Here is a 24,938-nt window from a genome sequence, read left to right on the forward strand (position 1 = left end):
CCGACGATGACCGGGATGCCCGCCTTGACCAGCCGTTCCACGCCTTCCATGCGCTGGGCATCGCTCAGAAGCGGCCAATCGCCCATCGAGCCGCAATAGACCACCGCCGACATGCCCGCGGCGATCAGCGCCTTGCCCTTCTTGACCAGGGCATCGAAATCGGGGCTGCGATCGGCCTTGCACGGGGTCATCAGGGCCGGGATCACGCCGGAGAAAATGCTGGATGTCATCTGTCTATCCTCTTGGCTGCAAGTGCATCGGCAACGATGTCCAGCCGCATTCCCGGCCGCACGTCACCCTGTCTCAGCAGACATACATCTTTGTATTCAATTTGTCGACAAGAAATATGCAGCCGGCGAGACAATACGACTTCACCACTTCGCAGCCTCAAAGATTCAGAGCTTCACATCCAGCCGATCCCCGCGCACCAGCAGCTTCTGAACCTGCGCCACAATCTGTTCCGCATGCAAGCGTGCCAGGCGCTCCGCGAGCTCAGTATCGCGCGCAGCAATGGCGGCGATCATCTCGTCATGCTCCTCGACGAAGCGGCGCGGCAAACGATCATTGTAGGACTGGTAATAGAGACGAAGGATGCGCCGGCCTTCGTTGAGCAGGCGGCTGAAAAGACCCGTGAAATACGGGTTGCGACCAGCTTCGGCGATCGCAAGATGCAATTCGGCGTTGGTGGAGATCATTGCAAGAGCATCTTGCGCCTCGACGGCAGCGGCAAATTCCGCCTGGCGTGCACGCACGATCTCGAGATCCTCCGGCCGATGATATTTCGCCGCAAGCTGCGTCGTGACGCGATACATCAACACCAACGCGTCGAAATAACTATGCATGTTGAGGAAATCGATCTGCGACACCATGGTCGAGCGGTTGGGCAGCGTATCGATCAGCCCCTCGCCTGCAAGCCGTACCAGAGCTTCGCGGATCGGCGTGCGCGACATGCCGAAGCGCTCGGAGAGCTGCACCTCGTCGATAGGGCTGCCCGGCGGCAATTCCAGGTGCAGAATCTCGTCACGCAAGATATCGTAGACCACCTTCACGCCGGAGCCGCGCTTGCGCTCGTTCCGCAGGCTTGTTTCATTATCCATGGCTAGCTGACCTCTTCTTTCAGCGTGAGAAATAAAGGGGCATGCCTAGTAAATCAACGGCGCTCTGAATAGTGCCGTACAGCTCTGCAGCACGCCATGTGTAGCGGCTGTTATCTTTGGCGAAAATTGCAATTGTCGACCTCAAAACGCCACATCGGGGGCAGCAGGAGCTACCCCCGATATCACTGGCAACCGAAAGGATCGCTGAGTAGTTTTCAACGCGGCCGGCGGATCGCCCGCACTTTGCCGCCGCCGCCGCTGCCGGCGAAGAACCGATCCCTACCGTCGGATTCGAGGCCCGAAACGCCAGCGCCCTCGGGCATTTCCAACCGCTCCAGCACCTCGCCCGTCACTGGATCGATACGGCGAATGTCGCTTTCGTCGCCCTCCCAGGTCCCGTGCCACAGCTCGCCGTCGACCCATGTGACACCGGTGACGATGCGGTTGGATTCGATGGTGCGGCGGATAGCACCGGTCTCGGGGTCGATCTCATGGATCTTGCGACCGCGATGCTGCCCGACCCACAGGCTCCCTTCGCACCAGGCAAGGCCCGAATCGCCGCCGTTGCCGGGCGCTGGAATGGTCGACAGCACCTTTCCGGTCTCAGGATCGACCTTATGGATCCGGTCCTCGGCGATCTGATAGAGATAGCGCCCGTCGAAAGCCGTGCCCGCATGCGATTCCACATCGATCGACCGCACTTCAACGCCGCTCTCAGGATCGAGGGCATGCAGCTTTTCACCGGAGGCGAACCAGACATGCCTGCCGTCGAAAGTAACTCCGTTCACACGGGGCGCGTTTTCAAACGGACCATATTCGCGAATGATCTCAGCTTGAGACTTTTTCATTGCAACCATCCTCCAGTCAGCATCTGTTGAACTTGATGGCTCCGACCCTAGTCGCTCGGCAGCGGGCCTGGGAGTAACAATGTTGTCGGGAAGCCGACGACAGGCGGCATCATCCAGCGGCGGGCACGACCATTGCCGACACTCTGCACCTTGCCGGCCGCGGCAAGAGCGTCGAGCGCTCGCTGCACTGTCCGCGGGCTTGTTGCGAGCGCAATCGCCAGTGCCGAACTCGACCAAGCCTCGCCATCTGCCAGCAAGGCGAGCAGGAAAGCATGCTCGGTCTCCATGGGCGGCGCCAGCACTACAATATCACCTTTCCCGCGCAGCGTGAGTACGAAGCCTTGCGGCGTCGCGTCGATGTCGGCGAACGGCTCCAATGCAGCGCGCAACCTTCCAATCTCGACCCTGAGCCGTGCCCTATGGGATTCGTCGGCATGGCGGGCGCGGAACGCGCGGGAAAGCAACAGGGCACGCGGCGCATCCGCCGGCGCAGCCTCGGCCAGGACGCGCGCCAGCACGAACAGCACCGGCCGGCTCGCCAGCGACAGGACCTCACTACCACGACGCACGACATTACGGCAGGCATCGACGACCAGCGTGCCGGAGGATAGCAAGGCCTCGACTTCACCCAGCGACAGCAGGCGTTCAGTGCCGCCCGCGATCAGCCGAGCCGCTGGCGCATCAAGTGCCCGCGCGGCATTGCGCACTTCGACATCGAGCGCGGCGATATCGGCCCTCCGCGCGGCTTCCGCTGCCCGGGCCAGCGCGGCACGCGCCGGTTCCGTGCGCAGGCGGCGGATGGCGATGCCGGCGACCGCAAGCTCATGGCTTGCTCTTGCAGCCGGCGGCAATGGCGAGGGATCGAGCTTGGCGAGCAACCGCTCGGCCTCGTCGAGATGGCCGACAAGCAGCAGGCGGCGTATCTGCAGATTGCGGGCATGGGCCGCATTGATACGATCGCCGTGTTTATCGAGGACGGCGCGCGCGGTCTCCAGCGCCTTTTCCGGCCATCCGAGATCACGCGAGACAAGGGCAATCTCTGCCTGAGCAACGATACAGCGAGCGCGGGCGACGGTCTCGCGCGGACCAAAAGCGCGCGCGGCATTCTTCAGCAGCGCCTTGGCTCGATCAAGGTCCCCCAGCTGAGCCATGGCAATGCCGCGGAGCGCCAGCGCGGGCGCATCGTCGCGCAAAGCCACGCGCTTCATGGCTCCGAGCGCATCCCCGGCAGCAAGCGCCTGTGCGGCAGCGACGATCAGCGAGTCCATCGAAATCCCGTCACACTTGTAACTCCCACCCCTCGGGACTTCAGCCGTAAGTTATTCCCCATCGGCAGGCAAGACGCTGTGCCGGCAGTGGCAAATCCAGCAAATCAAGGAGATGAACCATGACGATGCATAGAACAGGAACACGCAATGAATGGCTTTCGGCGAGGCTTTCCCTGCTGGAGCAGGAAAAGGAGCTGACGAGACGCAGCGACGAAATCGCCGCGCACCGTCAGCAATTGCCTTGGGTCAAGGTGGAGAAGGACTATCGGCTTGAGACCGAGCAGGGCGTGGTCCCGCTCTCGGCGCTCTTCAAGGGACGCTCGCAGCTTCTCGTCTATCACTTCATGTTCGGGCCGGATTATATCGCCGGATGCCCGTCCTGCTCGTCGATTGCGGACGGTTTCAACGGCATTGCCGTCCACCTCGAAAACCACGACGTCGCCTTTTCCGCCGTGTCTCGAGCCGAACTCGGGAAGCTGCGCGAATTCAAGCAGCGCATGGGCTGGACCTTCGACTGGGCCTCGTCGGCAAACAGCGACTTCAACCACGATTTCAATGTCTGGTTCACCCCGGAGGAGCAGCGCGACGGCGGCATCGAATATAATTACCGTCGCGAGCCGCCGATGCCCGAAGCTCAGGCGGGCAAGACGGTGCAGCAATGGGAGCTGCGTGGCAGCGAAGGCCCGGTCGAACTGATGGCATCAATGACGGGGACGGATGTCGCGACCTACACCCGTGATCGGCCAGGTGTGAGCGCCTTCGCGATGCAGGACGGCGCGATCTATCACACCTATTCGTCTTATGCCCGCGGACTGGACGGCCTTTGGGGCATGTATCAGTGGCTTGATCGCGCGCCGTTCGGCCGCAACGAGACCGGCGTCTGGTGGCGCCATCATGACCGCTACGGAGCGCTCTGATGTCCAGACTGTCCGAAACTCAAGAAAGGGCCGGCGCACGCGCCGCCGGCCTCCTTCGGTCGGCGACTTCCAGACGCTGGCTTCAGCTGGCCGCATCACCGACCTTCGCCGCTATGGCATTGCTGACAGCCCACGATGCGGCGGCCGACATGATCTGTTCCGCGCAAGGCAGCTCGATGCTGGGTGGAATGGTACCGATGTATCTATTGATGAGCCTGTTCCATAGCGGACCTTGGTTGGCGCTTTTTACGAAAGAAACGAAGGCATGTGGGCTATGAGCCCGCGCTATTGCCCACGGCGATTGATCGCGCACTCTTGTTCGCTCTCACGCTTCCTTTTGATCCAGCCCAATCTTCTACGCAGAACAGATTGGTCGCCGCCTAGCTGGACGTCGTTTGGCGAAATCAGGCAAGTGACGACCGGAGCCTTTGGGATCGCTGCCAAGGCCCCCTTAGTATTAGGGTCTTGTTAACCATATTTGCCTTATAAATCTTTGATCGAAAGGCGCGTTCGCTTTTCCAGCTCATGCGAATAAGTCGATAATGTCGATCATTCATGCTCTAAGCGCAAATAGCGGCCGCCTCGTGAGGCTCTCCTTCGGTCCGGGATCGCGCGGACGCCGTCCCGTCCAGGCCACAGGGCATAGCAAGCTTGCAAAAGCCCGCATCGTGATGCTCAGTGGTGGATTGATCGCGGTCTATGCCGTGATCTTCGCCAGACTGACCTTATTCGGTATGGCGCCGAGGGACGACACGTCATCGATCCCGCCAGAACGCGTGACTGCCGCCCGCCCCGATATCGTCGACAGAAACGGCGAGCTGCTGGCGACCGATATTCGTACGGTCTCGATGTTCGCCGAGCCGAACCGTGTCGTCGATGCCGACGAAGCGGTCGAAAAGATAGCCACGGTTTTTCCTGATATCGACCGCAAATCCCTCTATAAGAAGCTCGCCGACCACCGCTCGCACTTCGCTTGGCTGCGCCGCCAGCTGACGCCGAAGCAGCAAAGCGAAATTCTGGCTCTCGGCATTCCGGCGATCGGCTTCCGGCCGGAGGTCAAGCGCTTCTATCCCGGCGGACGCACCGCCGCCCATATTCTCGGCTATGTCGATATCGACAACCACGGCGTGGCTGGAATGGAAAAATATCTCGACATGCAGGGCCTGTCTGATCTCGATTCCACGGGCCTGACGAGCCAGGATACGCTGCAGCCGGTCAAACTTTCGGTCGATCTGCGCGTTCAGAACGTCGTGCACGACGTCGTCAGCAGTGCGCTCGATCTCTACAAGGGCAAGGCGGCCGGTGCCGTGGTGCTGGATATCCACACCGGCGAAGTGCTCGCCATGGCCTCGGCCCCCGATTTCGACCCGAACGACCCGCAGGCAACCGGCAGCGACGGCTGGCTCAACCGCATGTCGAATGGCACCTTCGAAATGGGCTCGACATTCAAGACCTTCTCGATGGCGATGGCCTTCGATGTTGGCGCGGTCAAGACGAGCGATACTTTCGATGCTTCCGCGCCGCTGCACTATGGCGGCTTCATCATTCATGACGACCGTGACGTGCCGCGCAGGTGGCTGACGGTGCCGGAAATCTTCCGCTATTCATCGAACATCGGCACTGCCAAGCTGATGGATCGTGTGGGCATGGAAAACCAGAAGGCCTATCTCACCCGCTTTGGCCTTTTGACCAAACTGAAGACCGAATTGCCGGAAGTGAAAATGCCCACCCAGCCCCACGTCTGGAAGAAGATCAATTCGATCACAATCTCCTTCGGCCATGGCGTCGCCACCACGCCGCTGCAGACTGCGGTCGCCGGCGCGGCACTGATGGATGGCGGCGAGCTGATCGAGCCGACCTTCCTGCCGCGAACGCGCGAGGAAGCCGAGAAGGTCGAAACTCCGATTGTCAAACCGGCGACAAGCGACATCATCCGCTCCCTGTTCAAGTTGAACGGCCAGGAAGGTTCCGGCAAGCCTGCCAACGTCCCCGGCTATCATGTCGGCGGCAAGACAGGCACCGCGAACAAGGTCATCCACGGCGTCTATTCCCACAAGCTGAGCTTCAACTCCTTCCTTGGCGCCTTCCCGATCGATCATCCGAAATATGTGGTGCTCGCTTTCGTGGACCAGCCGCTGACCGGCGAACATAACCTCACCTTCGCCACCAACACCGCAGCACCGATGGTGCGCGACATCATCAAGCAAGCAGCCCCCATGCTCGGCGTGCAGCCTGATTTCGGGACGAACTTGATCGCCTCCTATTGAGGGTGCCACGGGCTACTAACAGCAGACGGCGTCGCGACAGCGCAAAATCGGAGAGCTGCGCTTTATCCGGCAGTGCTTGGGACCGTCATCAAAGTTCGGAGCCTGCCGTAGAGCGACCTGGCTGTTGATGGTCGACTTGCCCACGCACTTCGTTTCCGCGTTTCAGGAGATTGAGGATTGGGCACAGCCTCTCCACGGTCGACCGCAGCCGGGCAATGTCTTCGGCGCTCGCGGGAGATACCAGCGTCACCAGATAACTTATATCCTGGGGATAGACCGGCACGTTTTCATGCCCTTCGGCACCGCCGCGTGCATCGATCGTGGCGGAGACTTCCGCGTGGAGGGATTCGAGCGGCACGCGCTGATCGGAAGCGTGGATCAAATAGGTATGCGTCAGGCAGCTCGAAAGTGCGCCAAGCAGCAGCTCCGGTGATGAGGGACCCAAATTGTAGCCGGCGAAATCGGGCGGGCTATCGGAAATAACCTGAAAATCCCGAATTCGGATCCGACGCACGCCACTGCGACCCTCAGCACTCGCGCTGGCCTTTAAAGTGACCGCGCCCAGCTCCCCAGATTTCACGCGTGCACGCCGGTTCAGCAGAGCCGCCCGCTTCTGCCCGAGATATTCATTCAAGGTTGTCATTGCCGCCTACCCTTTGTCTATCGGTTCCATTCGTTGCCGGCTTCGGCCGGATCGAAAACGAATGTGCGGTCAATTTATAACCGCGGGGCCAATAGATAGTCTATAAAAATTATAGACTATCTATCAGCATGGCACGAAGAATATTGCTGGCGTGGGTCAATCTCTGAAAATTCTTGGCGACGTGACGTCCCGGGAAAGAGGGACGAAACTCCGAGAGCCGTCAATGTCGATGGGGACGGCAAATTGGAATTCTTTTCCATGTTTATGGGGTCCATTTGGAATCAATCGGAATCGTCATCCCCATTGGCGCACTATATAGATCATAAAATTAGTAGACTAAATACTCCCGCCGTCGGATGCGCTGCTTGCCGATCCCGAGGTTGGCTGAACAAAACAAACGCAATCTCATATATCCATATCCGGAGATCCCACTCATGCCCGCTACGGCTCAGCCACTCGTCCTCGATCACGCGGTCATTGGCGTACTCGACAAGCTCGATTCCGCCGCAGCGATCTATCGCAAGCTCGGCTTCGCGCTGACGCCACGGGGCTACCACACGCTCGGCTCCATCAATCATCTTGCCGTCTTCGACGGCAACTATCTGGAGCTCCTCGGCTTCCCGTCGGAGAGCGAGAAGACGAGGACCGATCTCTGGTCCTACCCGTCAGGCCTTAACGGTCTCGCCTTTCGCACCAGCGATGCCGCGGCCTTACAAGGTGAATTGGTAAAAGCCGGCAAGCCGGTGACGGACTGGAGGGATTTCTCGCGCCCGGTTGATGTCGATGGCGTGCCAAAGCCGGCAAGCTTCCGCACCTTCCAGATCGGCGGAGAGGTGATTTCCAATGGTCGTTTTTTCTTTTGCCAGCACAACACGCCGGAACTCGTATGGCGTCCGATCGATCAGAACCACCCGAACGGCGTATTGAACATCAGCGATGTCTTCATCGTCAGCCGCGCTTCTCAGGTGATTACCGGGTTGCTCGACGGCTTTCCCGCAGCGGCTCCCGAAGCCAACAAGGATAGTATCTCCATACGGGCCGGCACCGCTACCATCCACATCCTGTCCGAAGACGGCGCGAGCGCCCGTTTCGGATCCGCCATTCCCCAGGGTTTCGAAGGCAACGAGCGCAAGGTGGCGCTCGGACTGAAAGTGCGCTCACTGAACGCCGCGGCAGACGCTCTGGTTCTCGGTGGTTTTTCACCCAAGCCTTTCGAAGGTGGCCTGCTCGTCGAGGCCGAGGCTGCCAACGGTGTCGCGCTCTGGTTCAGGGAATAATCCAAATCACTCACGCCGACAAACGCGCGACCGGCCGCGAAAAGTTCTATTATCTGGATAGCAAAATCAGACCCGGGAAACACAGGCATGGCAAACCAACCCATCTCCACACGCATCGTCCTTGCGTCTCGCCCTTCAGGAAAGCCTGTGGCCGCCAATTTCCGGCTTGAGCGAGAAGCGGTTCGGGATCTCGCCGAAGGCGAAGTTCTTCTCCAGATCCTCTATCTTTCGCTTGATCCCTATATGCGCGGCCGTATGGACGACGCAAAGTCCTATGCCAAGCCGGTCGAAGTCGGTGGAGTCATGGAAGGGGGAACGGTCGCGCGCGTCGTCAGCAGCCGCGACGCGGCTTTCGCGCCGGGCGATATCGTCCTCTCGCATTCCGGCTGGCAGAGCCATGCAATCTCGGACGCCGCCGCTTTGCGCAAGCTCGATCCCGAGGCGGCGCCGATCACGACTGCGCTGGGCGTTCTCGGCATGCCCGGCTTCACCGCCTACGCGGGGCTTCGCAACATCGGCAAACCGAAAGCCGGCGAAACGCTGGTGGTTGCAGCGGCGAGCGGTGCGGTTGGCTCCGCAGTCGGCCAGATCGCCAAGATCTTCGGCGCGCGCGCCGTCGGGATCGCCGGCGGGGCAGATAAATGCGACTACATCCGCAACGAGTTCGGCTTCGACGCTGCGATCGACCACCGGTCGAGCGATTTCGCCAGCCAACTCGCGGCGGCTTGCCCGAATGGGATCGACATCTATTTCGAGAATGTCGGCGGCCATGTCTGGAATGCGGTGTTTCCGCTGCTGAATGACTTTGCGCGTGTCCCGGTCTGCGGGCTGATCGCGCATTACAATGAAGGGTCTTCGACCTCTGAGGGTCACAATCAACTGCCCACCGTGATGCGGGCCGTTCTTCGCCAAAGCCTGACGATAAGGGGGTTCATCCAGCGCGAATTCGTCGATCAGCGCCCCGATTTCTATCGCGAAGCGGCAAAATGGATCTCCGAAGGACGCCTCAAGTATAGAGAGGACATCGTGGACGGGCTTGAAAACGCTCCCGAGGCCTTTATCGGCCTGCTGGAGGGAAAGAATTTTGGCAAGCTGATCGTGCGTATCGCATCCTGAGCCCAGCCTTTGGCGCATAGGCAGACGCCTGCGGCTTCTTGCGCGATCCGCATGCCGATGGCTGTCGTTTGCGCCCATTTCTCCTGGCGAATTTCAAAAACTGCCTGGAAATGCTGATGTGGCAGAGCCATGCGGCGCCCTGGCGAATGGCGATTGGCCGCAAGCGCGAGCTACTTCCTCACGACAAACAGGGAGAGGGCGATGCCGCAAAGGATGGCGATGAAGCAGATGGCAGGCATGAGGCGGTGGAAGGTCGCAAAATTGCGCCCGCGCCTCGGATCGAAGTCGCACCTCTCGACTGAAACGTCATTGACGTAGCGATCGCCGCTTAAGCCAAGAGCGTGGCGCCCTTTTCCCGTTAACATGAAGCAGAGACCGAAATTGCCATTGGCGTCGCCAGCGCGGATGAGGGAGGAATCGAGCGCACGCTTCAAGAGAAGCCCTATTTCGGTATCCGGGGTGTGGTTTCCGGAGAACTCCAGCAAGCCTTTGCGATGGATGGCATCGAGGAATTCCAACATGTCGGAACCGTTGTCTGGCTTCATCTTCCATCAGCCCGCTCTGTAAATGGGAGCGGCCCTTTCCGGCGGGAACTTTGGCAAAGCCGTGTGAAGATCCTGTCGAGACTGCGTCGAGAATTCATGATCCATCCCGAGGCGATGAAGTCTCGCAGGCTCAGTAGCGCGGGATGGTCACACGCACAGTCGTGCCGCCGCCCTTGCGGCTCTCGATCGTGGCTTTGCCGCCATGCGCCTCAGCAATCGCCTTGACCACGGACAGACCGAGCCCGGACCCTCCGGCCCTCCGGCTTCGGGCTTCATCAGCTCTCCAGAAGCGCTCGAAGGCGTATTCCTGCTCCAAAGGGGTCATTCCCGGTCCGGTGTCCGAAACCTGCAGAATGGCAAATCCACCCCTCATGAACGTCCTGACCTCGAGGCGCGAGCCAGGCGCATAGCGCGCCGCATTGTCTATCAAGGCGAGAACAACCTGCCGAACCCGCGCGCGATCCGCGTTGAGCGGTGCACTGAGCATGTTGACAACGACCTCTAGCCTCTGGGCAGACAGCGCCGGTCTCATTGTGTCCAGGGTATCGCCGACTTCTGCCGCCAGATCGAAGCTTGAGATCTGCAGCTCCATCCGGCCGGCATTCATCAGCGAGAGGGTCTTGAGATCCTCGACGATGCGCGTCAGGGAATCGATATGCTTGACTAGGCCGAGAAAGGCATCCTGGCTCGGCTCGTATACGCCATCGGCCAAACCCTGCATGCGCCCGCGAAGAATCGTCAGCGGCGTGCGAAGCTCGTGGGCGATGGCGGAATTCGAATACTGGAGTTCCTTCTCGGCCCTCTGCAACTTCTCTGCCATCTGGTTGAAGTCCTCGATCAGGCGATCGGCTTCGCCAAACGTCCCTTGCCCCGTGGCCCGGCCGGCGAAATCGCCCTCGGCGATGGTGCGGGCGGCGTGTGCCACGGCGATGAGCGGCTTGACCAGCCGTCGGGCAAGCCGCCAGCCGACATAGGCTCCGACGGCCTGGCCGATCGCGACATTGATGGCGAGAACCACGAAATCGGTCGGAGCCCATTCGTCGCTGCTGATGGCTCCGGGAAACAACCAATCCCAGACCCAGCCGTAGATCAGGAACCCGAAGAACATGACCGACAGGGAAACGAACGCGACGATCGTGGTCGACCAGATGATCTGTCGGTTGAGACTATTATTGACCGAGGTCGCCAAGGCGGTAGCCCACTCCTCTGACGCCGTTGAGAAGATTGCCGACGCCGGCCGCTTCCAGCTTCTTGCGCAGCTTGCTCATGTGGCTATCGACCGTCCTGTCGAGGGCCTCGCCTTCGGGAAGGCAAGCGTCGATGATCTCGCCTCTCTCGAAGGCCCTGTTCTGATAGCCAGCCATGAATTCAAGGATCCGGAATTCCGTACGGGTCAGCGGCAGGAGGACGCGCTGATCACCATTGTCTACCGAGGCCACATGCGCAACCGGATCGACCGAGAGCCTTCCGATCCGCAGAACCTTGTTGGCCATGCCGCCGGCGACGGAGCGCCTGAGGATCGCACGGGCCCGCGCAACCACCTCGGCCGGGTTGAAAGGCTTGACCACATAATCGTCGGCTCCCGCCCGCAGACCCTGCAGCCTGTCCACGTCGTCAGCCAACGCGGTCACCATGATAACAGGCGTGTCGCCGCGTTTATGGATCGCTGCAAGGACAGCATAACCGTCGAGCTTGGGCAGCTTGACGTCGAGAACGACCAGATCGGGCCGAAGGCGCTGATGATGGGAAAGCCCAATCTCTCCATCCGACGCCGTCAAAACACGGAATCCCTCGCGTTCGAAATAGCGCTCGAGGATATCGGATATTTCCGGCTCGTCCTCGATGATCAGTACAAGAGCGTTTTCCATACGCACCTCCTGTCCTGACAAAAGGCGTCATGAAGCCCCGCGTCAACATTCATTTCGCATCTCCATGAAACCTCCACATACGCTCCATTGAAACGCAACAGTTGTGCTGTCTAGCGTAAATTAGCGAAAACCGCAGAATAAAAACACGAATGTTCGAAAGAACCGAAGCCGCGAGCTTGCGAGACAATTTGTCCGGAAAGACATCCCCTTCGGTCCAGACAGGAAGCCATCAATGCTGATGAACAAGGGACTGCACGGGCGAACGACGCTGCTGACGATTACGGCGATGCTCGCTTTGGTGGCAGGTCATGCATCCTCCCAGGAAGCAACCCAGATGCCGCCACCGGCGGTCGGGGTCGTTGAACTGAAGGCACACGCCGTTCCCGTCATGAGTGAGCTTCCCGGCCGCATTGCCGCAACCAGGGTTTCCGAAGTGCGCGCGAGGGTCTCGGGCATCCTGCAAGAGCGAGTCTTTGAGCAAGGCAGCCTGGTGCATAAGGACGATGTCCTTTATCGGATCGATCCGCGCCTGTTCGAAGTCCGCGTCGCCAGCGCCGAAGCGGCGCTGAAGAAAGCCAAGGCGATCCAGGCCAATGCCAAGCAGCAGCTTGAACGCCAGCGCCTGCTCCGTGAGCGCAATGTCGTGAGCGCGGTGGACTACGATACGGCTGCCGTCGCCCTCGATCAGGCCGACGCCGACGTCGCATCCCAGCAGGCTGCCCTTGACGAAACCAAGATAAACCTCGGCTACACCGAGGTACGCGCGCCAATCACCGGCGTCATCGGCGGCGCTCTTGCCACCGAGGGAACGTTGGTCACGGCGGATAGCACCTCCAATCTGGCGCTGATCCAGCAAGTCGATCCCGTCTACGCCGACTTCACCCAATCGGCGCAGCAACTTCTTGCGCTCAAGCAAGCGGTCAGCGAAGGCAAGCTCGAAAGCCCGGCGCCAGGCCAGGCGCGTGTCGAACTCGTCTTCGACGGCGGCAAGGTCTACGACCAGCCCGGCAAGCTCCTGTTCTCGAACGCGAATGTCGATCCCAATACCGGACAGGTGACGCTGAGAGCAGAGTTCCCCAATCCGAAGCGCGATCTCCTGCCGGGAATGTATGTCCGCGTGCGCATCGAGCAGGCAGTCCAGCAAGCCGGCATCACCATTCCGCAAAGGGCAGTGACGAGAGATGCCCGGGGTAATCCGCAGATCTTCGTGCTCGCCTCCGACCAGACGGCGCAAGTGCGCAATATCGTTCTCGGCGCATCCCTCGGCTCCGAATGGATCGTCCTCTCAGGACTGAAGAATGGCGAAACAATCATCGCCGACGGGGTCCAGAAGGTCACGCCGGGAGGCAAGGTAGTCGCTGAACCCTGGTCGCCGAAAAACGCCGACCAGAACTCCTCAGACCAGGCCGCGAAGTAATTCAGACATGGCACAGCTCTTTATCAAGCGACCCGTTCTCGCATGGGTTTTCGCATTCTTCATCATGATCGCAGGGATCATTACGATTCCGTCGTTGCCGGTCGCGCAATATCCCGCGGTCGCGCCTCCGCAGCTCTCGATCTCCGCCTCCTATCCTGGCGCGTCTCCGCAGGAAATCTATCAGGGGGTTACCCGCCTGATAGAAGAGGAACTCAACGGCGTTCATGGTATCGTCAACTTTGAATCGACCTCGGACAACTCCGGTTCGGTGAGCATCAACGCGACTTTTGCATCCGGAACGGACATCGGCAAGGCGACGGTTGACGTGCAGAACGCCGTCCGCCGCGTCGAGGCGCGGTTGCCGCAGACGGTGCGAACACAAGGCATTCACGTCGAGGAAGCCAGCGCCGGCTTCCTGTTGATCGCGGCTCTGACCTCCACCGACGGCAAGATGGACGAGATCGCGCTCGGCGACTACATCAACCGCAACATCCTCGGGGAACTTCGCCGTCTCCCGGGTGTCGGCCGCGCGCAGGTCTTCGCTTCGCAAAGAGCACTTCGCGTCTGGATCGACCCGGACAAGATGGTCGGTCTCCATCTGACGGCAGCCGACATCAGTGCTACGATCACTGCCCAGAATGCGCAGGTCGCCGCAGGTCAGATTGGAGCCACTCCAAATCCGATCGGCCAGGATCTCACCGCGACCGTCATCGTCGAGGGGCAGCTCAACAGCGCGAGGCAGTTCGGCGACGTGATCCTTCGCGCCAACCCCGACGGCTCGACTGTGCGTCTGCGCGACATCGCCCGCGTTGAGAACGGCGCCGAAAACTACTCCACGACGAGCCGGCTCAACGGCAATCCGAGCGCTGGTCTCGCCATCCAGCTTTCCTCGACCGGCAACGCCGTCTCTGTTTCGAAAGCGGTGAAGGCGAAGATGGACGAGCTGTCGAAGTTCTTCCCGAAGGGCGTCGAGTATTCGATACCTTACGATACCAGCCCGTTCGTCAGTGCCTCGATCGAGAAGGTCGTCCACACGCTGATCGAGGCGATCGCGCTCGTCTTCATCGTGATGTTCGTCTTCCTGCAGAACTTTCGCTACACGATCATCCCGACCCTCGTCGTCCCGGTCGCGCTGCTGGGGACTTGCGCCGTCATGTATGCGACGGGTTTTTCCATCAACGTCCTGACCATGTTTGCCATGGTTCTGGCGATCGGCATCCTTGTCGACGACGCAATCGTTGTGGTCGAGAACGTCGAACGCATCATGGCCGAGGAAGGCTTGCTGCCGAAGGCAGCGACGCAGAAAGCGATGAAGCAGATCACCGGCGCCATCCTCGGCATTACGCTGGTGCTCTCCTGCGTCTTCATTCCGATGGCATTCTTTCCGGGCGCTTCCGGGATCATCTACCGGCAGTTCTCGCTGACCATGGTCGTCTCGATCATGTTCTCCGCCTTCCTGGCGCTTTCACTGACACCAGCGCTTTGCGCCACGTTCCTGAAGCCGATCAAGGCTGATCACCACGCGAAGAAGGGGCTCGGCGGCTGGTTCAATCGCAAGTTCGACGGGATGACTGCCGGCTACACGAAGACCGCCGCCGGTCTTGCGCGCCGGTCGGGGCGAATGATGGCCGTTTACCTCGCACTCGTCATCGGCCTCGGCTACATTTTCGTCAACTTGCCGGGCTCCTTCGTGCCGGAGGAGGATCAGGGCATTCTGATCGTCGACATTCAGGGACCGCCAGAGGCAAGCGCCAATCGCACGATCGCGTCGCTGAAACAGATCGAAGCCATCTTCAAGGCCGAACCCGCGGTCGAAAACATCTTCGCCGTTCAGGGCTTCAGCTTCTCCGGAAACGGCCCGAATTCTGCCATCGCCTTTGTCACGCTCAAGGACTGGAGCGTTCGGCCGGCTGGCAGTTCGGTCCCGGAGATCGCCGAGCGCGTCAATGCCCAGCTCGCCGGATTGAAGGACGCCACGTCCTATGCGCTCTCGCCGCCGCCGATCGACGGCTTCGGCACGACGAGCGGCTTCTCCTTCCGGCTCCAGGACCGCGCCGGGCGCGGACAGAAGGCTCTCAAGCAAGCGGCGGACGAGCTGATGGCAAAAGCGGCCCAAAGCGGCGTGGTGACGAATGTCCGCGTCGAAGGCATGCAGGAGGCGGCTCAGATCATGCTTGCGATCGACCGCGAGAAAGCAAACACCTTCGGCGTCAGCTTCTCCGACATCAACGAAGCCATCACGTCGAACCTCGGCTCTTCCTATATCAACGATTACCCGAACGCAGGCCGCATGCAGCAGGTCATCGTGCAGGCGGACGGCCGCAGCCGTATGCAGGTGGAAGACATGATGAAGCTGAACGTTCGCAACGCAAGCGGCGGGATGGTGCCGCTTGCGTCGTTCGCGACCGCCGACTGGCGCAAGGGCGATCCGCAGATCGTCGGCTACAACGGCTATCCGACCGTCCGTATCACCGGACAGGCGGCCGAGGGCAAGTCTTCCGGCGCAGCGATCACCGAGATGGAACGCCTCGCATCCGAACTTCCCGACGGCTTCGGCTACGAGTGGTCCGGCCAGTCGCGCGAGGAAATTTCCTCCGGCAACCAGGCACCGATCCTCTTCGGCTTCAGCATCCTCTTCGTTTTCCTGCTGCTGGCAGGTCTCTACGAAAGCTGGTCGATCCCGTTGTCGGTCATGCTGGTGGTGCCGCTCGGCATCATCGGATGCGTGCTGGCGGCTGTACTGCGCGAAATGCCGAACGACCTCTACTTCAAGGTAGGCCTCATCGCGATCATCGGCCTGTCGGCGAAGAACGCCATCCTGATCGTCGAATTCGCCAAGAACTACCATGCCCAAGGCAAGTCCCTGCTTGAATCGGCGGTCGAGGCGGCCCGTGTCCGCTTCCGTCCGATTGTGATGACGTCGCTCGCCTTCACGCTCGGCGTCGTGCCGCTGGCGATCGCTACTGGACCAAGTGCGGCCAGCCAGAACGCGATCGGCACCGGCGTCCTCGGCGGCATGATCTCGGCAACCCTCCTCGCCGTCTTCTTCGTCCCGGTCTTCTTCGTCTTCGTGCTGTCCTTACTGCGGACCAAGAGACCGGTCGATGACGATGCGGGCGCTGACGTCCCGCCCGCATCAGCCGCCCATCCCTAACCGGATGGGCGGCATGATCTTCATGCTGCATAGGAGCTGACAAATGCACTCAAGTCGCTGGCTCATCCTTGCCGCCGTAATGATGGCATTCACTCCCGTCGTCGTGGACACGACGATCCTTCACATTGCAATCCCTTCCCTCGCCGTCGCTTTGGGCGCCTCGGGAAATGAAGTGCTGTGGATCATCGACGTCTATCCTCTGGTCATGGCGGGCCTGCTCGTCCCCATGGGGACGCTGGCAGACAGGATCGGCTACCGTCAGATACTCTTGATCGGGCTCGGTATCTTTGGTGCTGCTTCTATCGCCGCCGCATTCTCGACCTCCGCCCTGATGCTGATTGTGATGCGAGCGGTGCTCGGGATCGGTTCGGCCATGATCATGCCTTGCGTTCTTGCCCTGGTCCGGCAGGCGTTCGAAGACGACGCCGAGCGGGCAACGGCGCTCGGCATCTGGAGCGTGGTCGGCATGGCTGGCGCTGCCATTGGCCCTCTCATCGGCGGCGTACTGCTGGAGCATTTCTGGTGGGGTTCGGTCTTCCTCGTCAACGTGCCTATCATGATGCTGGTTATCCCGGCCGTCTGGAAGCTCGTCCCCTCCCAGCCAGGCAACTCTGAAGCGACGTGGAAGCCTGGACAGGCCTTGCTCCTGGTGGCCGGCTTGATCCTTACCGTCTACGGCATCAAGTCCGGCTTCAAGGCAGGGCTGGACCTTCAAAGTGTCGTCATTCTCACGAGCGGTGTAGCGCTGCTGGTCTGGTTCTCCCGCATACAGATTTCGTCGGAAAACCCAATGCTCGACCTGTCACTTCTGGCGAAGCCGGCGATCGGCACCGGCCTGATCATGGCTTTCGTTGCCAGCGGATCGCTTGCCGGGTTCGAGCTCGTCTTGGCACAGGAACTCCAGTACGTCCTCGACAAGACACCCCTCGAAGCCGGTGTGTTCATGTTGCCCATCGTTGTCGCCGCGGCAATCGGCGGACCGGCGGGAGGCCGGCTCGCCAATCGGTATGGTCTTCGCGCCGTCGCCTCACTGTCGATGGCGGCTGCCGCACTCGCCCTGTTTGCGATCTCGATGTCTGATCTGGCGGAGGATGTGTATGCCGTCGCCGTCATCCTTGCGATCCTCGGCTTTGCGCTCGGCGTCGGACTTCTCGCCTCGTCCATCGCGATCATGGGAAGCGCTCCCGCGGAGAAAGCCGGGGCCGCAGGCGCGCTCGAAAGCTCCGGATACGAGCTGGGTGGAGGCCTGGGCATCACGATCTTCGGCGTGTTGGTGAATTCGATCTACCGCTCGTCCTTTTCCCATCCTGCCGATGTCGATGGCGTGTCGAACTCCATCAGCGAAGCGATGACGGCTGCTCGTGACATCGGCGGCAGCGCGGGATTGGAGATTGCGGTCGCCGCCAAGGTGGCGTTCGGGGCTGCTCACAGCTCAGTCCTGATGCTGGTGGCCGCAATGATCGCCGTGCTTTCCGTCTTGATCTTCGTTGCGCTTCGAAACGCACCGATATCGAATTCGGGAGCCCATTGATTTCCCTCGTATGGAGATCCTGCGCGATACGGATCGCCATGGATCCTGGCGGCCAAAATGCCGCCGGGATTTTCATCCCCATTCAAATGCTCTTCGCGCCTTTCAATAGAAGAAGCTATGCCGTGATCCCAACGGCAAATCGGGCGAATCCCGGACTTAGGCGTCTTTCCAGCGGGAAAACGTCGCCGCCTGCCCGCGGTGATTTCCACCATCGTCGATGAGCTGCCAAACAATACCGTCCTCGATCCAGAAACGTCGTCCGGATTTTGCGATCCTCAGTCCGCGATAATCGGAAATGAAGCCGTTGCTGGTCACGGCATCCAGCAATCGCTGGCGCTCCGCGCGGTTGGGAAGCTCAGCCGAAAGTCGCGAGGGCAAGGTGACGAACTCGTCCCATGGATATTCGAAGCAATTCTGGCCGGCTTTGTTGGCATAGACGAAGCGCGGATCCGCGTCGGTATTGTGCGCCACGACCACGAAGGGAGCATCGTGATAGAGCCAGTCCGGCCCAAGGCCTTCGGGGACGAGCGGAACTCCAACGATGCGACGGAAACTGCTCGTCAGCAATTCGAAGAAGGCACGATCGGCCGATAGATGTCCGGCATTGATTTCGGGTGCGCTAGTCATTCATTCCCTTCCCACTGGGGACCGATAGATATGTAATCTGCTAAATTGCTATCGGATCGATGGCAGGTGAAGTAGCATCGCAGATCCGAATGACGAGCCTGCAATGAACGCCCTACCCGCCAGGCATACGAAAAAGATTGCGGCGGACGGCAAAAGACGGGAGGCTCATGTCATCCATTTGCGATGTTCGGCGAAGCGCTCCACCAGCAAATCGATGAACAGCCGCACCTTGGTCGGCAGATGGCTGCGGTTCGGATAGATCGCGCTGATCGTAAACTCCACTGCGCGATAATCGGGCATCATGCGCACAAACCGGCCGGCGGCAACATCTTCGAAGACGATGAAACTCGGGGCAAGGAATATGCCCTGCCCACTCGCCAACAGAAAACGCAGGGTCTCGGCGCTATTGGTGACGACATTGCCCGAAATCTTGGCGCCTTGCTGGTTGCCGGCAGCATCCTCGAAACGCCATTCGTCGCCATAGGGATAATAGGCATATTGCAGACAATTGTGCTCCACGAGATCCGCCGGCACCTTCGGCATGGGATGCGTATCGCGATATTCGGGTGAGCAAACCAGCATGTGGCGCCACGGGGTCAGCTTGCGTGCGACAAGTGTCGATTCCTGCGAGGGCAGAGTGCGGATCATCAGATCGTAGCCCTCCTCGATCATGTCGATCGAGCGCTCGCCGACGTTGAAGTCCAGAGAGATCGCCGGGTACTGCGTCATGAATTCGTTGATGACGGGGAGCAGGAAGCGAACGATCGCGCCGCTGGTATAGATCTTCAGCGTGCCGCGCGGCATGGTGTTAAGCGCGCCGGCTGCCCGATCGATTTCCTCGAGATCGGCGAGGATCTGCGAGGAACGCTCGTAATAATATTTCCCGGTTTCCGTCAGGCTGACCTTGCGCGTGGTGCGGTTCAAAAGCCGCACGCCGAGGCGATCCTCCAGCGATTGCACATGGTTGCCCACCATCGTGACGGACATGTTGAGCCGGCGGGCAGCAGCAGAAAAACCGCCGCATTCCACCACCCGGCCAAAGACTGTGAGGCTGGTCAGCCGATCCATTTGATCCTCGGATTATCCACTCTGAATTGATGATCCTTCCAGATTCGAGGAGATTATCAGAAAGACCATTCGGACGCATCTTGACCCCATCAAAAAGGCCCGTTGCAAGTGGGCTGCGATATTGAAGGAGATGGACAAATGGTCGAACTGCCCCGCAACGAGGTGTTCAAAAACGCAAGCCAGGCCGAGGTCGCGCCGGCGGGCGAGGTGACAAAGTCTCCCGGCGCCGAAACTCCGCAGGCACCGGCTGCCGCGGCCCCCGCTTCCACCGTTGCAAAGGCTCCCGGGACGGGCCGCAAGCTCATCAAGCGTGGGATGCTCGTCGCCGCCTTGCTGGCCGGGGCCGCCTTCGCCGCCGACTTCGGTTATTACTACTGGATGGTCGGCCGCTTCATCGAATCCACCGACGATGCCTATGTGAAGGCGGACTACACCGCGATCGCCCCCAAGGTCGCCGGCTACATCAAGGAAGTGCTTGTCAGCGACAACGACACCGTCAAGGCCGGCCAGGTGCTTGCCCGCATCGACGACCGCGACTTCCAGGCTGCCCTTTCCCAAGCGAAGGCGGACCTGAAAGCTGCCGATGCCGCCATCGCCAATATCGACGCGCAGATCGTGCTGCAGCAATCGCTGATCGGACAGGCCAAGGCAACCGAAGCCGCTTCTCAGGCCTCGCTCGATTTTGCGCAGTCCGATGCCGCCCGTTCGGCTCGGCTGATCAGCAACGGCGCCGGCACGCAATCGCGCGCCGAACAGACACAATCGGCTCGCGAACAGGCGGCCGCCGCCGTCGAGCGTGACCATGCCGCCCTTGTTGCCACCCAGAACAAGGTGCCCGTGCTGCAGACGCAGCGCGATCAGGCCGCCGCCCAGCGTGATCGCGCTGAAGCAACAGTCCGCCAAGCGCAACTCAATCTTTCCTACACGGACATCGTTGCCGCAGTCGACGGCACGGTCGGCGCCCGCTCGATCCGCGTCGGACAGTACGTCACGTCAGGCACACAGCTGATGGCGGTCGTACCGCTGCATTCGGTCTATGTCGTCGCCAATTTCAAGGAGACGCAGCTGACCTATGTGCGCCCCGGCCAATCGGTCGACATCAAGGTCGACAGCTTCCCCGACGTTGCCATCAAGGGCCATGTCGACAGCCTCTCGCCCGCAAGCGGCCTCGAATTCTCGCTGCTGCCGCCGGATAATGCCACCGGCAACTTCACCAAGATCGTCCAGCGCATTCCGGTGAAAATCGTGATCGATGATGAACGCCTGGCCGGGCTATTGCGCTCCGGCATGTCGGTCGAGCCCGAAATCGACACCAAGGCCACACAGACGTCTTCCGCCAAAGCTGAGGGATTATCCGGCCACGCTGGATGATCCTTCCCGTTCTTCGTCGATTATCGCCCCAACACTGTCATGAGATTATTTCGGCATGAGCCGGAAGGAGCCGCATCATGGCCACTCTTCAGATCGCCGCAAACAACAATTCCGCCGGGCCGGCCTCTACCGCATCAGCCGCCGCCGCGAAGCCCGCCATGAGTCCGCTGCGCATGTGGATCGCCGTCATCGGTTCCACGCTCGGCGCCTTCATGGCCGTGCTGAACATCCAGATCGTCAACGCCTCGCTTGCCGACATCCAGGGCGCAATCGGCGCCGGCACGGATGACGGCGGCTGGATTTCGACCTCGTACCTGATCGCCGAGATCGTCGTCATCCCCCTCAGCGCCTGGCTTGCCCGTGTCTTTTCGGTCCGCATCTATCTGCTGACCAATGCCATCCTCTTCCTGCTGTTTTCGGTCGGCTGCGCCTTTGCCGCAAACCTGCAGCAGATGATCGTGCTGCGCGCCATCCAGGGCTTTTCCGGCGGCGTGCTGATCCCGATGGCCTTCACCATCATCATCACGCTGCTGCCGAAGCCCAAGCAGCCGATGGGCCTCGCACTCTTCGCCCTCTCTGCGACTTTTGCGCCGGCGATTGGCCCGACCATTGGCGGCTACCTCACCGAAAGCTGGGGTTGGCAATATATATTCTACGTCAATCTCGTGCCCGGTATTCTGATGGTGGCCATGCTTTGGGTGTCGCTCGACCGTGCGCCGATGAACCTTTCGCTGCTCGCAAAGGGCGATTGGCCTGGCATCATCACCATGGCAATCGGTCTCGCAGCGCTGCAGACAGTGCTTGAAGAAGGCAACAAGGACGACTGGTTCAGCTCTCCATTTATCGTCCGTCTGTCGGTTATCGCCGCGGTTTCGCTGACGCTCTTCCTCATCATCGAGCTTCGCGCTGCCCATCCGCTGCTGAACCTGCGCCTGCTGGTGCGCCGTAATTTCGGCTTCGGCATGCTCGCCAATTTCCTGCTCGGCATTGCGCTTTATGGTTCGGTCTTTGTCCTGCCGATCTATCTCACGCGTATTCAGGGTTACAATTCGGAGCAGATCGGCCTGGTGCTCGCCTGGACCGGTATTCCGCAGCTGATCCTGATCCCGCTGGTGCCACGGCTGATGAAGCGCTTCGATGCCCGGCTGCTGATCCTTGCCGGCTTTGCCCTCTTTGCCGCCTCGAACTTCATGAATGTTTACATGACTGGCGACTATGCCAGCGATCAGCTCTTCTGGCCAAATATCGTGCGCGCCGTTGGCCAGGCACTGGCTTTCACCCCGCTCACCGCGATCGCCACCGCCGGCATCGAACAGGAAAATGCCGGCTCTGCCTCTGCGCTCTTCAACATGATGCGCAATCTCGGCGGCGCGGTCGGCATTGCGGCACTGCAGACCTTTCTCACCAAGCGGGAACAGTTCCACTCGAATATCCTGACGAATTCGGTTTCGATGTTCGAAGACGCAACGCGTGACCGTGTCGCCAGGCTCACCAACTATTTCCTGAACCATGGGGTCAGCGACCAGGCGCTTGCCACGCACAAGGCCATCGTCGCTATCGCCGGCAGCCTGCGCAAGCAAGCCAACATCATGGCCTTCAGCGACACCTTCTATCTGCTCGGTGCCGCACTCGTCGTCGCCCTGCTCGCCAGTCTGTTTCTCAAGAAAGCCGGTCATCTCTCCGGTGCCGGCGCGCACTAGGCGCCGCACCGAAACAGGAGGAAACAATCATGACCATGCTGCTGGACATATCTCAAACCGCAATACCAAGCTCCAAGATCACGCATGCCGGCATCAATGCCGCGGCGACGCTGAGCCTCATCGAATGGCTGACCGGAGATGAGTGCCACGCGCTCGATGAAGTCGGTCTCATCTCTGGGCTGGGGCGCCGTTTGCGGGCGATCGGCCTCCCCATCGACCGGCTGACGCTACACTTGATGACGCTGCACCCCGAGTTCATCGGCCGCACCTTCGCCTGGGCGCCCGGCGAACCGATCGAGATTCACGACCGCGAACACGGGATGCGCCTGACGATCGCGAATACACCGCTCCAGAAGGCTCTGGAGACGCGCGAAACGCTGATTGTCGGCCCAGGCGAAAGCCAGCACGGCCGCTGGCAACATATCGACATCTTTTCCGGCCGCGGACTTGTACAGCTGATGATCGCTCCGCTCTGCAATGCCGACGGGCCGATCAGCTCCGCTGCCTTCGGCACGAAACGGCCGAGCGGCTTTACATCAGCCGAGCAGCAGGTGATCGCGCGCATCCTGCCGGCGCTACGCAACGCCACTGAGCTGCGCGTTCTCAGGCAATGCGAGCTCAGCCTGCTCGACACCTATATCGGTCCCATGACAGCAAGCCGGATCCTTGCCGGGCACATTCGCCGTGGCGAGATCGAGTCCATGGAAACGGCACTGCTGCTCTGCGATCTGCGCGGCTTCACCGAACTTTCCAACCGGCTGCCCGGCAATGTCGTGCTCGGCCTTCTGAACGCCTATTTCGACAAGGTCGTCCCCGCGATTACCCGAGAAGGCGGCGAGGTGCTGAAGTTCATGGGCGATGCCGTTCTCGCCTTCTTTCCGGGCATCGATCCGCCCGGCGCCTGCAACGCCGCACTGGTGGCTGCGCGCGCGATCCTCGACGACGTGGACCGCTTCCAATATGACGACATCAACATCAAGGTCGGCATCGCGCTGCACTATGGCGAGGTCAGCTACGGCAATGTCGGCTCCGGCAGCCGGCTCGATTTCACGCTGATCGGCCCCGACGTCAATGTCGTCAGCCGCATACAGAGCATTTGCAGCGAAAGGGGCGAGGCGCTGCTGATATCCGAAGCCTTCCGCGAAAAGGCACATATCACTGACGCGGTTTCAATCGGGCCGCAGCGGCTGAAAGGTTTTGCCGATGCGATGGAGCTATTTGCCCTCGCAAGCTGAGGGAGACGCCGGAGATGCAAGTTCACGCGCTCGTTCCGGCAGTTTGGAAACAATGCGAAATCATGATCAGCGAGCCGCGGTAAAACGAAAAAAGCCTGCCGCGGGAGGAGGTGCGGCAGGCTTTTCGAAAACCGAACAGCGACTCGGGAGGAGGAGCGCCGCTGTTCCTACAGACGTCCCTGGGAGGAGGAGTGGGCCGCCTGAAATCCGAAGCGCTGCGGGAGGAGGTGCATCGCTTCGATGATTTGGATCATACTCGAACTACCGGAGATTCATAGAGTTTATGCTGCACTGCAGCTATGCACAAGATGCAAACCAGAAAGGCGTCAAGTCAGCGCAAAAAACGAACAGGCCTTCAGCATGGCAGGCTGACGCAAAAACGCCCGCATTTTCAGCGGGCGTCCGGAGGCCTCAAAGGCCGAATGTGATGCGATTAGCGTGCGATTGCCGCGCGGGCAACGCTGCGGATATCAGCGCGGTCGATACCGAGGTCCTGCAGTTCGCGGCTGGACATGCGGCCGAGTTCGTTTACGGTCTGACGGAACTTGCGCCAGTTGTTGAAAGAGCGTGCGACGTTCATGATAATCCCCTTTCCTGAGGGCTTCCTGACGTCGGCAACCTCGTTTGGTTCCGGCGTCGTTTCGACGATTTGAATATAGGATCTTCAATCGATTTAAACCAGCGACGATCCCGCACTGCACCCATGCATCAAACGCATCTCTTTGACGCTTTTTGTAGGAGATGGGTATTTTTTAGGCTTAAGGAGGCGCTGCTCGGATCGTTTTGGGAGCTAAACCTGAAGCGCCGATGTTTCGGGAGAGCATAGCTCAATGATTGCCTATCGGACCCGTTCTGCATCGTCGGGCTTGCGCAGCAACAGATGACCGCTTGCGGCGACTTCCCTCAACCGCTCCAGCGACGTATCTCCGGTCAGGATGACGGCCGGCACCGAGGTGGGCAAGGAGGAGACGCAATCAAGTTTGCCCATC

23 protein-coding genes are annotated in these 24,938 nt (G+C 60.4%); 11 read left to right on the forward strand and 12 right to left on the reverse strand.

Annotated elements, in window-relative coordinates:
* From GA0061102_RS08895 to GA0061102_RS08910, 4 genes are all read right to left on the reverse strand, one after another.
* Positions 1–230: dihydrodipicolinate synthase family protein (locus GA0061102_RS08895; protein WP_208858623.1), on the reverse strand; the 230-nt coding region annotated here is incomplete at its 3' end.
* Positions 231–395: 165 nt separating this feature from the next.
* Complete coding sequence (locus GA0061102_RS08900; RefSeq protein WP_092846034.1) at positions 396–1,097, reverse strand: GntR family transcriptional regulator; 702 nt, start codon at positions 1,095–1,097, stop codon at positions 396–398.
* A gap of 215 nt (positions 1,098–1,312) precedes the next feature.
* A complete protein-coding gene (locus GA0061102_RS08905; protein WP_092846036.1) occupies positions 1,313–1,945 on the reverse strand; it encodes a Vgb family protein in 633 nt (210 codons plus the stop codon).
* Between the two features lie 47 nt (positions 1,946–1,992).
* Complete coding sequence (locus tag GA0061102_RS08910; protein ID WP_092846037.1) at positions 1,993–3,213, reverse strand: helix-turn-helix domain-containing protein; 1,221 nt, start codon at positions 3,211–3,213, stop codon at positions 1,993–1,995.
* Between the two features lie 119 nt (positions 3,214–3,332).
* Here GA0061102_RS08910 and GA0061102_RS08915 point away from each other — a divergent pair, with 119 nt between their 5' ends.
* The 3 genes from GA0061102_RS08915 (at position 3,333) to GA0061102_RS08925 (ending at position 6,397) form a co-directional block, all read left to right on the forward strand.
* The gene (locus tag GA0061102_RS08915; RefSeq protein WP_092846038.1) at positions 3,333–4,130 is read left to right on the forward strand and encodes a DUF899 domain-containing protein; all 798 of its coding nucleotides are present in this window, start codon (positions 3,333–3,335) and stop codon (positions 4,128–4,130) included.
* Positions 4,130–4,408: a hypothetical protein gene (locus tag GA0061102_RS08920; protein WP_092846039.1), complete on the forward strand. Its 279-nt coding sequence runs from the start codon at positions 4,130–4,132 to the stop codon at positions 4,406–4,408. Before GA0061102_RS08915 ends, GA0061102_RS08920 begins: the two co-directional genes overlap by 1 nt.
* Positions 4,409–4,672: 264 nt before the next feature.
* Positions 4,673–6,397 carry a peptidoglycan D,D-transpeptidase FtsI family protein gene (locus GA0061102_RS08925; protein WP_092846041.1) on the forward strand — a complete coding sequence of 575 codons (1,725 nt, stop codon included), beginning with the start codon at positions 4,673–4,675 and terminating at the stop codon, positions 6,395–6,397.
* A gap of 88 nt (positions 6,398–6,485) precedes the next feature.
* On the opposite strand, the gene GA0061102_RS08930 is transcribed toward GA0061102_RS08925, so the two are convergent.
* The gene (locus tag GA0061102_RS08930; RefSeq protein WP_092846043.1) at positions 6,486–7,040 is read right to left on the reverse strand and encodes an OsmC family protein; all 555 of its coding nucleotides are present in this window, start codon (positions 7,038–7,040) and stop codon (positions 6,486–6,488) included.
* A 434-nt stretch (positions 7,041–7,474) separates the two neighbouring features.
* Between GA0061102_RS08930 and GA0061102_RS08935 the strand changes: the two genes are divergently transcribed.
* Both GA0061102_RS08935 and GA0061102_RS08940 read left to right on the forward strand, forming a co-directional pair.
* The gene (locus GA0061102_RS08935) at positions 7,475–8,317 is read left to right on the forward strand and encodes a VOC family protein (RefSeq protein WP_092846045.1); all 843 of its coding nucleotides are present in this window, start codon (positions 7,475–7,477) and stop codon (positions 8,315–8,317) included.
* A gap of 87 nt (positions 8,318–8,404) precedes the next feature.
* A complete protein-coding gene (locus GA0061102_RS08940; protein ID WP_092846047.1) occupies positions 8,405–9,433 on the forward strand; it encodes an NADP-dependent oxidoreductase in 1,029 nt (342 codons plus the stop codon).
* A gap of 170 nt (positions 9,434–9,603) precedes the next feature.
* On the opposite strand, the gene GA0061102_RS08945 is transcribed toward GA0061102_RS08940, so the two are convergent.
* The 3 genes from GA0061102_RS08945 to GA0061102_RS08955 all read right to left on the reverse strand — a co-directional run bounded on the left by GA0061102_RS08945 (position 9,604) and on the right by GA0061102_RS08955 (position 11,846).
* Positions 9,604–9,978: a hypothetical protein gene (locus GA0061102_RS08945; protein WP_092846049.1), complete on the reverse strand. Its 375-nt coding sequence runs from the start codon at positions 9,976–9,978 to the stop codon at positions 9,604–9,606.
* Between the two features lie 130 nt (positions 9,979–10,108).
* A complete protein-coding gene (locus GA0061102_RS08950; RefSeq protein WP_092846051.1) occupies positions 10,109–11,167 on the reverse strand; it encodes a sensor histidine kinase in 1,059 nt (352 codons plus the stop codon).
* Positions 11,148–11,846: a response regulator gene (locus GA0061102_RS08955; protein ID WP_092846053.1), complete on the reverse strand. Its 699-nt coding sequence runs from the start codon at positions 11,844–11,846 to the stop codon at positions 11,148–11,150. Before GA0061102_RS08955 ends, GA0061102_RS08950 begins: the two co-directional genes overlap by 20 nt.
* A gap of 232 nt (positions 11,847–12,078) precedes the next feature.
* Between GA0061102_RS08955 and GA0061102_RS08960 the strand changes: the two genes are divergently transcribed.
* Genes GA0061102_RS08960 through GA0061102_RS08970 form a run of 3 tightly spaced genes read left to right on the forward strand, consistent with a single transcriptional unit; the run spans position 12,079 to position 17,948 of the window.
* Entirely contained in the window at positions 12,079–13,263 is a 1,185-nt protein-coding gene (locus GA0061102_RS08960; RefSeq protein WP_092846055.1) for an efflux RND transporter periplasmic adaptor subunit, read from the forward strand.
* A 7-nt stretch (positions 13,264–13,270) separates the two neighbouring features.
* Positions 13,271–16,417: an efflux RND transporter permease subunit gene (locus GA0061102_RS08965; RefSeq protein WP_092846057.1), complete on the forward strand. Its 3,147-nt coding sequence runs from the start codon at positions 13,271–13,273 to the stop codon at positions 16,415–16,417.
* Between the two features lie 43 nt (positions 16,418–16,460).
* The gene (locus GA0061102_RS08970) at positions 16,461–17,948 is read left to right on the forward strand and encodes an MFS transporter (RefSeq protein WP_092846059.1); all 1,488 of its coding nucleotides are present in this window, start codon (positions 16,461–16,463) and stop codon (positions 17,946–17,948) included.
* A gap of 156 nt (positions 17,949–18,104) precedes the next feature.
* Here the strand turns inward: GA0061102_RS08970 and GA0061102_RS08975 are convergent, their stop codons facing one another.
* Positions 18,105–18,575: an MEKHLA domain-containing protein gene (locus tag GA0061102_RS08975; protein WP_092846061.1), complete on the reverse strand. Its 471-nt coding sequence runs from the start codon at positions 18,573–18,575 to the stop codon at positions 18,105–18,107.
* A 165-nt stretch (positions 18,576–18,740) separates the two neighbouring features.
* Positions 18,741–19,643 (reverse strand): LysR family transcriptional regulator, encoded by a 903-nt coding sequence (locus tag GA0061102_RS08980; RefSeq protein WP_092846063.1) that lies wholly within the window; start codon positions 19,641–19,643, stop codon positions 18,741–18,743.
* Positions 19,644–19,781: 138 nt separating this feature from the next.
* Here GA0061102_RS08980 and GA0061102_RS08985 point away from each other — a divergent pair, with 138 nt between their 5' ends.
* From GA0061102_RS08985 to GA0061102_RS08995, 3 genes are all read left to right on the forward strand, one after another.
* On the forward strand, positions 19,782–21,014 hold the full coding sequence (locus GA0061102_RS08985) for an HlyD family secretion protein (protein WP_092846065.1): 1,233 nt from the start codon (positions 19,782–19,784) through the stop codon (positions 21,012–21,014).
* A 77-nt stretch (positions 21,015–21,091) separates the two neighbouring features.
* A complete protein-coding gene (locus GA0061102_RS08990) occupies positions 21,092–22,714 on the forward strand; it encodes an MDR family MFS transporter (RefSeq protein WP_092846067.1) in 1,623 nt (540 codons plus the stop codon).
* A 29-nt stretch (positions 22,715–22,743) separates the two neighbouring features.
* Complete coding sequence (locus tag GA0061102_RS08995; protein ID WP_092846069.1) at positions 22,744–23,949, forward strand: adenylate/guanylate cyclase domain-containing protein; 1,206 nt, start codon at positions 22,744–22,746, stop codon at positions 23,947–23,949.
* A 433-nt stretch (positions 23,950–24,382) separates the two neighbouring features.
* Here the strand turns inward: GA0061102_RS08995 and GA0061102_RS09000 are convergent, their stop codons facing one another.
* Together GA0061102_RS09000 and GA0061102_RS32900 are read right to left on the reverse strand one after the other, a co-directional pair.
* Entirely contained in the window at positions 24,383–24,529 is a 147-nt protein-coding gene (locus GA0061102_RS09000) for a DUF1127 domain-containing protein (RefSeq protein WP_081615274.1), read from the reverse strand.
* A 258-nt stretch (positions 24,530–24,787) separates the two neighbouring features.
* Positions 24,788–24,937, reverse strand: a complete 150-nt coding sequence (locus GA0061102_RS32900; protein WP_159432148.1) for a hypothetical protein — start codon at positions 24,935–24,937, stop codon at positions 24,788–24,790.
* Position 24,938: the final 1 nt, after the last annotated feature.

It is taken from the genome of Martinezella miluonensis, assembly GCF_900094545.1.
GTDB classification, from domain to species: Bacteria; Pseudomonadota; Alphaproteobacteria; order Rhizobiales; family Rhizobiaceae; genus Rhizobium; species Rhizobium miluonense.